The sequence below is a fragment of the Parviterribacter multiflagellatus genome (assembly GCF_056863265.1).
In genome coordinates this window covers 257,144-269,793 of record NZ_JBXPIZ010000004.1, presented here as the reverse complement: position 1 = coordinate 269,793, position 12,650 = coordinate 257,144, and the positions used below count along the sequence as shown (strand labels likewise).

The window sequence follows — 12,650 nt, the reverse complement described above, 5'->3', positions numbered from 1 at the left end:
CTTGCCCTCGGGGGACCCGTCATCGCATCGGGGAACCCCCCGGAGTTGGCCTGCCACCCCCCGCGTCCCGCGCCAGGGCGACGGCTTCCGCCCGATCGGCCGCGCCGATCTTCGCGAGGACGTTGGAGACGTGGTTGCGGACGGTCTTCGGGCTGAGCACGAGCGCGTCGGCGATGGCCGCGTTGGTGAGGCCGCGGCCGACGAGCTCGAGCACCTCGCGCTCGCGGTCGGTGAGGTCGGGGAACGGATCGGGCGCGCCGCCGCCGCTGGCGATCCGTGCGAGTGCCGCGGGGGCGACGTCGGCCCCGAGGAACGAGTGGCCGTGCGCGACCGCGTCGAGCGCCCGCGCGACGTCGTCGCGGCCGGCGCCCTTCACGAGGTAGCCGCGCGCGCCGGCCCGCAGCGCGGCGACGACCGACTGGTCGTCCTCCAGCATGGTCAGCACGAGCACCGCGGTCGGCAGGCTCTCGGCAACGATCGCGCGGGTGGCGTCGATGCCGTTGCGGCGCGGCATGTGGAGGTCCATCACGACGACGTCGGGGCGGAGCGCGCGGACCTGCTCGACCGCCTCCTCCCCGTCCGCGGCGGCGCCGACGACCTCCACGCCGGGAAGGCCGCCGAGCACCGCGGCGAGGCCCTCGCGGAACATCGGGTGGTCGTCGGCGACGACGACCCTCACGCGGGCAGCTCCGCCGCGACGCTCGTCCCGCCGCCGGCCGCGCGCGGGCCGACCGTCAGCCGGCCGCCCAGCTCGTCGGCGCGCTCGGCCATCGACGCCAGCCCGAGGCCGCGCCCGCGCGCCCCGTCCGGCGGGAGCCCGGCGCCGTCGTCCTCGACGCTGAGGAGCAGCACTCCGGAGCGCCGCTCCACCGTGACCTCGACCGCGTGCGCGCCCGCGTGCCGCGCGGCGTTGGCGAGCGCCTCGCGGACGATCCGGTAGGCCGCGACCTCGACCGCGGCGGGCAGCGCCCCGAGCGGGCCGCCGCGCACGTCCAGCCGCGCCCGCAGGCCCGCGCCGTCGAGCTGGGCGACCGCGGCGCCGAGCGCCGCCTCCAGCCCGAGGTCGGCCAGCGCGGCCGGACGCAGGTCGTGGACGATGCGCCGCACCTGGGCGAGCGTGTCGCGTGTGTGCGCCGCGAGCGCGCGCAGCTCTCCCTCGGCCGGGTTGCCCTCCGCGGCGGCGTCGAGCCGCAGCGCGAGCACGGCCAGCGACGGGCCGACCTCGTCGTGCAGGTCGGCGCGCAGCCGGCGGCGCTCCTCCTCGCGGGCGGAGACGAGCCGCTCGCGCGAGGCGCGCAGGTCGCCCACGAGCCGCTCGCCCAGCCAGCGGCCGTGGCGAAGCACCGCGGCCGTGACCGCCGCGGGGAGGACGAGCAGGGCGAGCGCCAGCGCGTAGGGCGCGACGTCGTGGTCGAGCTGGCCCGCCGCGAGCAGCACGGCCGCCACCGCGACCCCACCGCCGAACCACCGCAGCTGGCGCCGCTCGGCCCCGTCCGCACGGCGGACGCGGACGATCACCGACCACGCCGCGAGCCCGACGCACGGGATCGCCAGCAGGAGCAGCGGCGTGAGCGCGTCGGCGACCGCGGGCGCGCTCACCGGGTTCGCGACGTGCGGCGCGACGACCGGCTCGCCGAGGTCCTCCCACGGCGTGACGGCGAACCGCACCGTGCTGGCGAAGACGAGCACGGCGGTGAGCGGGAGCACCGCGCGCCACCGCGGACCGGGCAGGCGGCCGTCCGGGAAGAGGAGCACGAGGAGCGTCACGAGCAGCAGGTAGCCGGGCATCCACACCCACTGCGAGAGCCACTGCGCCCACCGGCCGGCCGGCAGGCCGTCGTCGGGGGCGGTGACGAGCGCGAGCACGGCGTACTCGCTCGTCGCGAGGGCCACCGCCAGCGTGGCGCCGACGGCGAGCGCGACCCAGCTCAGCCCGCTCGCCGGCTGGCGCACCGTGAGCAGCGCGCCGCAGGCGAGGAAGCCGAGCGCGCCGACGTTCGCGACCCGCCAGTCGCTCCCGTCGGGCAGCGCGGTCCCCGCGTTCACCGCCATCAGCACGAGCCCGGTCGCGGCGACCACGCCGGCCGCCACCGCGATCGCCAGCGCCACGGTGCGGGCGGCGGGACGGCGCACGCCGCTGCGCGAGGCGCGGCCGGCGGGCGGATCGAGGGCGGCGGAGGACATCGTCGGGTGCATCCTCGCCGCTCGCCGTCCCGGTTGTCACGGGACGCGGCGTCCCGCGCAGGTCGTGACGCGCGGCCGTTGCGGCCCGGGACGCCCGCCGCCGAGAGTCGGCGCCATGAGCACGATCGCCCTGCCCCACCCCACCAAGCTCCCGCTCCGCGTCCGCATCGCCGCGGGCATCGCCCTGCCGCTCGGCGTCATGAACTGCGCCGGCGCCGTCGTCTTCTGGGAGTGGTCCGTCTGGACGCCCATCGCCGTCGCCGCCGCGCTGCTCGGCGCGACGACGGTCGCCGCGGCGCTCGGCACGCTGCGCGGGCGTCCGCGCGCCGCGCTGCTGCTGCGCCGCGCGATGGCCGGCCAGCTCGCCTTCACCGCGCTGAAGATCGCCGGCTGGCAGGAGGTGGAGGCGATCCCGTTCGGCCTCGTCGCGCTCGCGGTGCTGACGCTGCTGCTGGCGACCGACGACTAGCGGCCGTCGTCGACGATCTCGTGCAGGAACCGCTCGGGCGCGTCGAGGAAGGCGCGCATGAGCCGCACGGGGTCCGCGGCGTCGTAGCGCACCTCGCTCGCGCCCCCGGCCCCCAGCTCGTAGATGCGGGCGCCGGGGAAGGCGAGCAGGATCGGCGAGTGCGTCGCGACGATGAACTGGGCGCCGTCCTTCGTCGCGTGGTGCATGACGCCGAGGAACGCGAGCGCGCTCGTGACGCTCAGCGCGGCCTCCGGCTCGTCGAGGACGTAGAGCCGCTCACCGCCGAAGCGCGACGACGCCAGCGCGAGGAACGACTCGCCGTGCGACTGCCGGTGCAGCGACACGCCGCCGTACGCGTCGACGAGGTCGTTCGCCTCCACGAGGTGCGCGAAGTTGAAGAACGACTCGGCCCGGAGGAAGAACTGCTCGCGCGGCTTGCACGGGCCGAGCTCGAAGTCGATCTCGTCCCCGAGCGGGTTGACGCCGCGCTGGCGGATGCCCATCTCGTCGCCGGTCGTCCCGCCCTGCGCGTCGAACCCGAGCGCGTACGCGAGCGCCTCGATCAACGTCGACTTCCCCGCGCCGTTGTCGCCGACGAGGAACGTCACCGGCGCGTCGAACCGCAGCCCCTCCAGCGCCCTGCACGGCCGGCAGGTCGAACGGCCACCCCTGCCAGGTCTGCTTGAGCCCGGCGGACAGCACGAACGGCCCGGGGCCGAAGGGGCGACGGTCGGGAGCGCGGCGGGCCACGCGCGGGAGCCTACGAGGCGGGCTGACGGCTGCGGCGGAGCAGCCAGGCGACAGCAGCGGCGACGGCCACGACGGCGAGCACGAGCACGACCTTCGACGCCCGCCCAACCGTGTCGGACACGTCCTCCCAGTTGGCGCCCAGCTGCCAGCCCAGCCCGATCAGCAGCGCGTTCCACGCCGCGCTCCCCGCGGCGGTGAGCAGGACGAACCGGCCGAGCGGCATGCGCATCGTGCCGGCGGGGATCGAGACGACGCTGCGGGCGAGCGGAACGACCCGCGCCCCGAGCACGACCCAGTCGCCCCAGCGCGCGAACCAGCCCTCGGCGCGGTCGAGGTCAGCGGCGCTCACGCGGAGGATCCCGCCCCAGCGGAGCACCAGCGGGCGGCCGCCCGCGCGGCCGACCGCGTAGAGGACGAGCGCACCGAGCACCGAGCCGGCGGTCGCGGCGAGCAGGACGGCGAGGAACGCGAGGTTGCCGGCGTGGACCTCGAAGCCGGCGAGCGGGAGGACGATCTCGGACGGGATCGGCGGGATGACGTTCTCGGCGAGCATCGCGGCCAGGACGCCCGGGTATCCGGCGTCGGTGACCGCGTCGCGGGCCATGTCGGCGAGCTGATCGAACACGCCCAGAACGTGCCGCGCAAGCGCCGCCGAGACATCGGCCGCGCGGGCGAACTTCGTGCCCGGCCGCCTCGCCCGCGCGGGCTACGGGATCGCCCCTAGGGACGGACGAGCCCGGTCTGGTAGGCGACGATCACGGCCTGCACGCGGTCGCGCGCGCCGAGCTTCTGCAGGATGCGCGCGACGTGCGACTTGACGGTCGCGTCCGAGACGACGAGCCGCTCTGCGATCTCCGCGTTCGTCCGGCCGCCGGCCAGCTCCACCAGCACCTCCCGCTCGCGCGCGGTCAGCGCGGCGAGCCGCGGGTCCTCCCCCTCCGCCGTCGTGCCGTTCGCGGGAAGGCGCTCGGCGAACGCGTCGAGCAGCCGCCGGGTGATCCGCGGCGCCACGACGGCGTTGCCGTCCGCGACGGCGCGGATCGCGCCGACGAGCTCGGCGGGCGGCACGTCCTTGAGCAGGAACCCGCTCGCCCCGGCCCGCAGAGCGCCGAACGCGTACTCGTCGAGGTCGAACGTGGTCAGCACGAGGATGCGCGCGCGGGCGCCCGCCGCGACGATGCGCCGCGTCGCCTCGATGCCGTCCACGCCGGGCATGCGGACGTCCATCACGACGACGTCGGGGTCGAGCGCGAGCGTCCGCTCGGCCGCCGCGGCGCCGTCGCCCGCGGTGGCGACGACCTCGATGTCGCCCTGCGCCTCCAGGATCATGCGGAAGCCCTCCAGCAGCAGCGGCTGGTCGTCGGCGAGGATCACGCGCGTCACGCGGCCGCCTCGAGCCGGGTGCGGACCCGCCAGCCGCCGCCGGGGCGCGGGCCGGCCTCCAGCCGCGCGCCGTGGGCCTGGATGCGCTCGCGCATGCCGCTCAGGCCGTGGCCCTGACCGGCTGCCCCGGGTGCTCCGGACGCGCCGTCGTCGACGACCTCGACCGCCACGCCGGTCGCGTCGTAGGCGAGCGTGACCTCGGCGCGCGACGCGCCGCGGGCGTGCTTGAGCGTGTTGGTCAGCGCCTCCTGCACGACGCGGAAGAGCGTGAGCTCGGCGGCCGGGCCGAGCGGGAGCGGCGTGCCGGCGCGGGTGAGCTCCGCCTGCAGGCCGGCGCGGCGGACGTCCTCCAGCAGCGCGTCGAGGTCCGCGAGGCCCGGCTGCGGCGCGAGCGGCCCGGTGCCGTCCGGCTCGCGCAGGTAGCCGATGACGCGGCGCATCTCGGCCAGCGAGCGGCGGCCGGTCGTCGCCACGCCCTCCATCGCGCGGTCGGCGCGCTCGGGATCGGCCCCGGCGGTGAGCCGGGCGCCGTCGGCGAGCGCGACCATCACCGTGAGGCTGTGCGCCACGACGTCGTGCAGCTCGCGTGCGATGCGTTCCCGCTCGCCGGCGACCGCCCGCCCCAGCGCGGCCGCGGCCGCGGCGCGACGGGCCCGGATCGCGACCGCGGTCGCCACCGTCGCGGCGACCATCGCGGTCAGCGCGACGATCGACAACGCCACGGTGTCGTCCGCGGCGAGCCCCGCGAGGACCGCGCCCAGCTGCGCGGCGGCGACGGCCGCCACGACCAGCGCGCGGCGCGGCTCCGCGACGACGACCGTGTAGAGCGCGACGAGCACCGCCGCGTTCGCCGTCGTGCCCTCCATCACCAGCCACTGGCCGAACGAGACGGCGGCGATGGTCGCGAAGACCGCGAACGGCGCGCGCCGCCGCAGCACGAGCGGGAGCACGAGCCCGGCCAGCACCAGCCACCCGAGCAGCGGCTCGTCCGTGCTCTCGCCGAGGTCGGTGACCGACGCGGCAGCGAGCGCCGCGGCGAGCAGGGCGTCGACCGCGAGCGGATGCCCCCTCGCCCACGAGGAGACGCGGCTGGGCAGCGAGCGGGTCGGCATGCCGACCAGGATGCCAACCGCGGCGAGCGGCTCACCGGCGTCGCGCCGACAAGCGGCAACGCGGGTGAGGAGGCCCGGGCGTCCGGGCCTCCTCGCGACGCGGCGCTAGTTGAGGCGCTCCACGATCATCGCCATGCCCATGCCACCGGCGACGCACATCGACTCGATCCCGTAGGTCTTGTCGAGCGTCTCGAGGTCGTTGAGCAGCGTGGTCATGATGCGGGCGCCCGTCATGCCGAACGGGTGACCGAGGGCGATCGCGCCGCCGAAGGGGTTGAGCTTCTCCTCCGGGATGCCGAGCTCGTCCTTGCACGGGACGATCTGGGCCGCGAACGCCTCGTTGATCTCGACGACGTCGATGTCGTCGATCGTCATGCCGGCCTGCTTGAGCACGGCCTGGATCGCCGGGATCGGGCCGAGGCCCATGATCTCCGGGCGGATCGCCGAGACCGACGACGCGACGATCCGCGCGCGCGGCTTGAGGCCCAGCGCCTCCGCCTTCTCGGCGCTCATCACGAGCGTCGCGGCCGCGCCGTCGTTGAGCGGGCACGCGTTGCCCGCCGTCACCGTGCCGTCCTCCTTGAAGACCGGCCGCAGCGAGGAGAGCTTCTCCAGCGTCGTGCCCGGGCGCGGGCCGTCGTCCTTCGTCACCACGGTGCCGTCGGGCAGCGTGACCGGGACGATCTCCTTGTCGAAGTGCCCGCTCTCCTGCGCGTCGACCGCGCGGTTCTGCGAGATGACCGCCCACTCGTCCTGCGCCTCGCGGCTGACGTTGCAGCGCTCCGCCACGTTCTCGGCGGTGAGGCCCATCGGGATGTAGACGTTGTACTTCGACTCGGGCGAGCCGTCGAGCTGCGGGTGGAACGGCACGTGCGCGCCGCTCGCGCGGGACACCGCCTCCGAGCCGCCGGCGATGTACTGGTCGCCCTCGCCCGCCTTGATCGCGTGGTAGGCCATGCGGATCGTCTGCAGCGAGCTCGAGCAGAAGCGGTTGAGCGTCACGCCCGGGACGTGATGGTCGATCCCGGCGATGAGCGCCGCGTTGCGGCCGAGGTTGTACCCCTGCTCGCCCTCCTGGGCCGCGGCGCCCCACATGACGTCCACGGTCTCGGAGAAGTTCACGCCCGGGTTGCGCTCCTGGAGCGCCTTGAGCGGGACGGCGGCGAGGTCGTCGGCACGCACGTCCTTGAGCGACCCCTTGACCGCGCGGCCGATGGGCGTGCGGACGGCGTCGACGATGACGGCCTCAGGCATAGGACAGGACTCCTTGTGAGAACCCCGGCGTCGCACTCGCGGGGCGGTTTATCCCCCCGACGTCGCACTCGCGGGGGCCGTTCTCCTACAGCGTACACCCGCAGTTGACTCGCGAGTCAACGGAGCGCGGCGACGACCTCCGCAGCCGCGCGCTCGCCCGTCTCCACCGCCCCGTTGAGGTAGCCCTGGAAGTCCACCGACGTGTGCTCGCCCGCGAAGTGGCACGTGCCGAGCCGGCCTTCGGGCTCGCGCTCGACCCCGGCGAACCTCGTGTACTGGCCGACCTTCCAGTACGAGTACGAGCCCTTCGTCCACGGGTGCCCAGGCCAGAAGTCGACCGTCGCGCGGCCGCTCCACGCCTGCGTGATGCCGGGCAGCACGGGTTCGAGCTGGCCGAGGAACTGCTGCGCCCGCTCCGCCGGCGTGCCGGTGCCGAAGCTCGCGCCGATCGTCCCGCCCGTGTAGTCGACGAGGATGCCGCTCGCCCCGGCCTGCCCGCGGCTGACCTCCCACGTGTTCTGGAAGCCGGTGTCCGCGGTCGTGTCGCCGTTGTTGCCGAGCGCCGCCCAGTGGCGGCGGGTGAAGCCGACGTTGAGCTTCGAGTTCGTGCCCATGCCCTGCTCGGCGATCGCGGTCCGCTTGAGCGCCTTGAAGCCGGCCTTCGAGATGTCCACCGACGCGCGCAGGATCGAGAACGGGAGCGCCAGGACGACGCGGTCGGCGGTCACGACGGCGCCGTTCGCGAAGCCGAGGCGGTACGTCCCGTCCGCGTTCTCGCGGACGTCCGTGAGCGCGTGCCCGCGCCGGATGCGCGCCTCCCCGATCGCCGCGGCCATGCCCGCGGGGATCTGGTCGTTGCCGCCGCGCACGTGGTACTTCTCGTTCGAGGGCCCGAAGAGCCGCAGCTGCCCCTGGCCGGAGTAGCCGATCAGGTAGAGGAAGTTCAGGGCGCTCTGGTCGGCGATCTCGGCGCCGTACTCGATCGTGTAGGCGATGTCGAGCAGCTGCCCGAGCTTCGACGACAGGCCGCCCGGGACGTACGCGCCGATCCAGTCCGCGATCGACATCCGATCGAGCTCGCGGCCGCGCGGCGTGGAGGTGCCGTCGTACAGCGTCGGGTAGCTCGCGGCGCTGACGTCCTTGTGGATCTGCTGCCAGATCGCCTTGAGGTCGGTCGTCGCCTGCGCGTACGTGTACGGCTGGCCGTCGAACCGGTAGAACGGCTCGGTCCCGTTCGGCTCGGCGCTCAGGAGGTTGTCGAGCCGCAGCCCGAGCTGCTGCGCGAGCTGGCGGATCGCCGTGTGCCCCTGGTCGATCAGCTCGCCGCCGTGCTCGGCGACCTGGCCGTCGGCGAACGCGCCGCGGATCGACCAGCAGCGGCCGCCCAGCCGGTCGCTGGCCTCGTAGACCGTCGCGGCGTGCCCGGCCTGCCGCAGCCGGTAGGCCGCGGTCAGCCCGGCGAGCCCGCCGCCGACGACCGCGATGCGCGGGGCAGTCGCGGCCTGCGCGACCGGGGCCCAGCGCGGGGCGACCGCCGCCGCGGCGGCCAAGGCGCCGGCCTGCAGCACCTGCCTGCGTGTCGGCGCCGCCTCGGCGGCGGCCTCCTGCAGACGACCCATCAACGGCGTGCGCGCCATGTCCTCGCTCCTCCTCCGGGAACTCGAGACCTGGCGCGCACGCTAGTCGTTGACGGTGGTCCGGTGGGGCCAACCTGGCGCGGCCGCGTGGGCCGCGCCGTCCTACGCCGCGGCGGCGGGCTGCGGCGCGTCGCGCTGCTCGACCTCGAGCACGATCGCCCCGTCCTCGCCCGCGCGGGCCACGACGCGGCTGCCCTCGACGACGCGGCCGTCGAGGATCGCGCGGGTCAGCTCCTTCTCGAGCGTCCGGCGCAGGTGGCGCTTGAGCGGGCGGGCGCCGAAGTCGGCGTCGAAGCCCTCGCGCGCCAGCCGGGCCACGAGGTCGTGCTCGACCTCCAGCTCGACGCCGCGCTCGGCCCGCAGCCGCTCGGCGATCTTGCCGACCATCACCTCCGCGATCCGCTCGACGTGCTGCTCGGACAGCGCCTCGAACGTCACGATCTCGTCGATCCGGTTGAGGAACTCGGGCAGGAACGCGGCCTTCGCGGCGGCGCGCATCCGGTCCTCGTCCGCGGACGTGTCGTCCGCCGCGGTGAAGCCCAGGCCGCGCTTCTTCGCGCCGCCCGCGCCCAGGTTCGACGTCATCACGACGACCGTGTTGGTGAAGTCGACCGTCCGGCCCTCACCGTCGGTGAGCCGCCCGTCGTCCATCAGCTGGAGCAGGACGTTCCACACCTCGGGGTGCGCCTTCTCGATCTCGTCGAGCAGCACGACGCTGTAGGGCCGGCGCCGCACGGGCTCGGTGAGCTGGCCGCCCTCGCCGTACCCGACGTAGCCGGGCGGCGAGCCGATCAGCCGCGCGACCGTGTGCGGCTCGCGGAACTCGGACATGTCGATGCGGACGAGCGCCTTCTCGGTGGCGAACAGCCGCTCGCTCAGCGCCTTCACCAGCTCCGTCTTGCCGACGCCGGTCGGGCCCAGGAAGAGGAACGTGCCGAGCGGCTGGTCCTCGTCGGCCAGGCCCACGCGGGCGCGGCGGATGGCGTCGGAGACGAGCTCGACCGCGGCGTCCTGGCCGACGACCCGCTGGTGCAGGTCGGCCTCCAGCTCGCTGAGGCGCTCCAGCTCCCCGGCGACCAGCTCGCCGACCGGGATGCCGGTGCGCGCCGCGACCACCGCGGCCACGTCACGCTCGTCGACGACCCGCTCGACCGGCTTGCTCGCCTCGTCGGCGGGCACGCCGAGCGCCTCCAGACGGGACTCGAAGCCCTCGATCGCGAGCTTCAGCTCGGCCGCGCGCTCGTACTCCTCGTTCTGGACGGCCCGCTCCTTCGCGGCCCGGGCCTCGTCGAGCGCGCGCCGGATGCCGGCGGCCTCGTCGTCGCCCGCGCCGCCGCTCAGGCGGACGCGCGCGGCGGCCTGGTCCATCAGGTCGATCGCCTTGTCGGGCAGCTGGTACTCGGTGACGTAGCGCTCGGACAGCCGCACGGCCGCCTCGACCGCCGCGTCGGTGATCGTCGCCTCGTGGTGCGCCTCGTACGCCGCGCGCAGGCCCTGCAGGATCGCGATCGCCTCGTCGGTCGAGGGCTCCTCGACCATCACGGGGCTGAACCGGCGGGCGAGCGCGCCGTCACGCTCGATCTTGCGGTACTCGGCCAGCGTGGTGGCGCCGACCATCCGCAGCTCACCGCGGGCGAGCATCGGCTTGAGCATGTTCGCGGCGTCCATCCCGCCCTCGGCGTTGCCGGCGCCGAGCACGGTGTGGATCTCGTCGATGAAGAGCACGATGCGGCCCTCGGACTCGACCACCTCGGCCAGCGCCTTCTTCAGCCGATCCTCGAACTGGCCGCGGTACTGGCTGCCGGCGACCATGCCGGCGAGGTCGAGCGCCACGATGCGCGCGCCGCGCAGCGTGTCCGGGACGTCGTCGCTCGCGACGCGCAGGGCCAGGCCCTCCGCGATCGCGGTCTTGCCGACGCCGGCCTCGCCGATCAGCACGGCGTTGTTCTTGCGCCGGCGGGCGAGGATCTCGACGGTCTGCTCGATCTCGGCGTCGCGGCCGATCACCGGATCGATGCGGCCCTCGCGGGCGTCGCCGGTGAGGTCGCGGCCGAACTCGTCGAGAGCTGGCGTCTTGGAGCCGGCGTCGGCCGCACCCTCCGCCTGCTCACCGCGCGCAGCGCCGAACGGGCCCGGCTGGAAGCCGCCGGCCACACCGGCACGCGCCTGGAGCTCGGCTGCGTGCTGCTCGCACAGCGCGATCTCGCGCCGCACGCCCTGGTTCACGACCTGCATGCGGACCGCCGCAGGACGGCCACACGCGGTGCAGAAGATCTCAGTCACGCGGACTAAGATATCACGCAGTAGTTGCGCATGCACCTACCGTGCCCGACAGCACGCACCGCACCGGCGGATGTCAGGCGCTGGTCGGCCAGCGGGGTGCGCCGAGCTCACGGGAGACACCGCGGGCGGCCTCCGAGACGGCGGTGACCAGCCCCTTGCGGGGCCCGCGCGGAAGGATCCGGTCGGTGTCGCCGACGACGCCGATCGCGCCGACGCCGTGGCCGGCGTGGTCGAAGATCGGCGCCGCCACGCTGGCCTCGCCGAGGACCGCCTCGTCGCGCTCGCGCGCGATGCCGCGAGCCCGGATCGCCGCCAGCTCCTCGCGCAGCGCGCGCGCCGAGAGGGTCCTCCCGGTGAGCTTCGGCAGGCCCGCGGCGACGAGGTCCTCGACGACCTCCTCGGACGCGTAGGCGAGCATCGCCTTGCCGAGCGCGGACGCGTGGGCCGGCAGCTGCGCGCCGACCTCGAGGATCTGCAGCGTGTCGTCCGGCCGGAACACGTGGTGGACGACGACCACGCTGGCACCGTGCAGCACGCCCACGCGCACGGCCGCGTCCGCGCGCGCGGCGAGCCGCTCAGCGTGCTGCAGCGAGCGCGCGCGCAGCTCGTTGAGATCGAGGTACGAGTTGCCGAGCTGCAGCAGCCCCGCGCCGAGCTGGTACTTGTCCGTGTCGCGGTCCTGCTCGACGAAGCCGTGCGCCTGGAGCGTCTGGAGCAGCCCGTGGACGGTCGGTGCGGCGAGGTCGAGCCGCTGCGCGATCTCCGACACCCCCAGCCGCCGCGGCCCGCTGGCGAGGATCTTCAGGATGCGCGCGGCGCGGTCGACCGACTGGATCGTGCCGCGCTTCGCCGTGCGGGGCCGCGCGCCCGAGGACCGTTCATTCGGCATTGTCGAATGTCCTTCGAGGATGTACGCTGCGCACGTGGTCGGGATCGTAGTCGTGTCGCACAGCGAGGACCTCGCCCGGGGAGTCGTCGAGCTGGCCGGCCAGATGGCCGGTCCCGAGCTGCGGATCCGGGCGGCCGGTGGCGGGCCCGAGGGCTCGCTCGGCACGTCCGAGGAGCTCGTCCGCGAGGCGATCGCCGCCGCCGACACGGGCGACGGCGTGCTCGTGCTCGGGGACCTGGGCAGCGCGATCCTGACCATCCGGAGCGTGCTCGAGGACGCGGGCGCCGACGGGAACGGCAACGGCCACGCGACCCTCGCCGACGCGCCCCTCGTGGAGGGTGCCGTGGCGGCGGCCGTCGTGGCCTCGATGGGCAGCCCACTGCCCGACGTCGTCCGCGCAGCCGAGGAGGCACGTGATGCCCGCAAGCTCTGAGACCCTGGTGACGCTCCCCGCGGAGGTCGACCTGCACGCCCGGCCCGCCGCGCAGTTCGTCAAGGCCGCGATGGGCTTCGACGCGCGGATCGAGGTGGAGGCCGGCGGCCGCGTCGCCGACGCGAAGAGCCTGCTCGCGGTGCTCGGTCTCGGCGCCCGCCGCGGCACCGACCTGCGGCTGCGCGCCGACGGCGACGACGCCGAGCCCGCGCTCGACGCGCTGAGCGCGCTCGTCGCCGCGCTCACCGAGTAGCGC

General features: G+C 75.0%; 13 protein-coding genes. 3 read left to right on the top strand and 10 right to left on the bottom strand.

Annotated elements, in window-relative coordinates; all coding sequences use genetic code 11:
• Positions 1-19 precede the first annotated feature (19 nt).
• Positions 20-679: a response regulator gene (locus tag AC1UE5_RS10695; protein ID WP_482922980.1), complete on the bottom strand. Its 660-nt coding sequence runs from the start codon at positions 677-679 to the stop codon at positions 20-22.
• Positions 676-2,184 carry a sensor histidine kinase gene (locus tag AC1UE5_RS10690; protein WP_482922978.1) on the bottom strand — a complete coding sequence of 503 codons (1,509 nt, stop codon included), beginning with the start codon at positions 2,182-2,184 and terminating at the stop codon, positions 676-678. Before AC1UE5_RS10690 ends, AC1UE5_RS10695 begins: the two co-directional genes overlap by 4 nt.
• A gap of 115 nt (positions 2,185-2,299) precedes the next feature.
• On the opposite strand from AC1UE5_RS10690, the gene AC1UE5_RS10685 reads away from it, so the two are divergent.
• Positions 2,300-2,653, top strand: a complete 354-nt coding sequence (locus AC1UE5_RS10685) for a hypothetical protein (RefSeq protein WP_482922976.1) — start codon at positions 2,300-2,302, stop codon at positions 2,651-2,653.
• Here AC1UE5_RS10685 and AC1UE5_RS10680 read toward each other — a convergent pair.
• From AC1UE5_RS10680 to AC1UE5_RS10645, 8 genes are all read right to left on the bottom strand, one after another.
• On the bottom strand, positions 2,650-3,261 hold the full coding sequence (locus AC1UE5_RS10680) for an AAA family ATPase (RefSeq protein WP_482922974.1): 612 nt from the start codon (positions 3,259-3,261) through the stop codon (positions 2,650-2,652). The two genes, AC1UE5_RS10685 and AC1UE5_RS10680, sit on opposite strands and share 4 nt — an antisense overlap.
• Before the next feature lie 152 nt (positions 3,262-3,413).
• Positions 3,414-4,028, bottom strand: coding sequence for a DedA family protein (locus AC1UE5_RS10675; RefSeq protein ID WP_482922972.1), 615 nt, complete (start codon positions 4,026-4,028; stop codon positions 3,414-3,416).
• Between the two features lie 95 nt (positions 4,029-4,123).
• Positions 4,124-4,786, bottom strand: coding sequence for a response regulator (locus tag AC1UE5_RS10670; RefSeq protein WP_482922970.1), 663 nt, complete (start codon positions 4,784-4,786; stop codon positions 4,124-4,126).
• Positions 4,783-5,898 (bottom strand): sensor histidine kinase, encoded by a 1,116-nt coding sequence (locus AC1UE5_RS10665; RefSeq protein WP_482922968.1) that lies wholly within the window; start codon positions 5,896-5,898, stop codon positions 4,783-4,785. Before AC1UE5_RS10665 ends, AC1UE5_RS10670 begins: the two co-directional genes overlap by 4 nt.
• A 105-nt stretch (positions 5,899-6,003) precedes the next feature.
• A complete protein-coding gene (locus AC1UE5_RS10660) occupies positions 6,004-7,152 on the bottom strand; it encodes an acetyl-CoA C-acyltransferase (protein ID WP_482922966.1) in 1,149 nt (382 codons plus the stop codon).
• Positions 7,153-7,268: 116 nt separating this feature from the next.
• Positions 7,269-8,789: a flavin monoamine oxidase family protein gene (locus AC1UE5_RS10655; RefSeq protein ID WP_482922964.1), complete on the bottom strand. Its 1,521-nt coding sequence runs from the start codon at positions 8,787-8,789 to the stop codon at positions 7,269-7,271.
• 102 nt (positions 8,790-8,891) lie between these two features.
• Entirely contained in the window at positions 8,892-11,072 is a 2,181-nt protein-coding gene (locus AC1UE5_RS10650; RefSeq protein WP_482922962.1) for an ATP-dependent Clp protease ATP-binding subunit, read from the bottom strand.
• 73 nt (positions 11,073-11,145) lie between these two features.
• Positions 11,146-11,961, bottom strand: coding sequence for an IclR family transcriptional regulator (locus tag AC1UE5_RS10645; protein ID WP_482922960.1), 816 nt, complete (start codon positions 11,959-11,961; stop codon positions 11,146-11,148).
• A gap of 34 nt (positions 11,962-11,995) precedes the next feature.
• Between AC1UE5_RS10645 and dhaM the strand changes: the two genes are divergently transcribed.
• Positions 11,996-12,394, top strand: a complete 399-nt coding sequence (gene dhaM, locus AC1UE5_RS10640) for a dihydroxyacetone kinase phosphoryl donor subunit DhaM (protein ID WP_482922958.1) — start codon at positions 11,996-11,998, stop codon at positions 12,392-12,394.
• Positions 12,378-12,647 carry an HPr family phosphocarrier protein gene (locus tag AC1UE5_RS10635; RefSeq protein WP_482922956.1) on the top strand — a complete coding sequence of 90 codons (270 nt, stop codon included), beginning with the start codon at positions 12,378-12,380 and terminating at the stop codon, positions 12,645-12,647. The genes dhaM and AC1UE5_RS10635 overlap by 17 nt, the downstream gene beginning before the upstream one ends.
• Positions 12,648-12,650 lie beyond the last annotated feature (3 nt).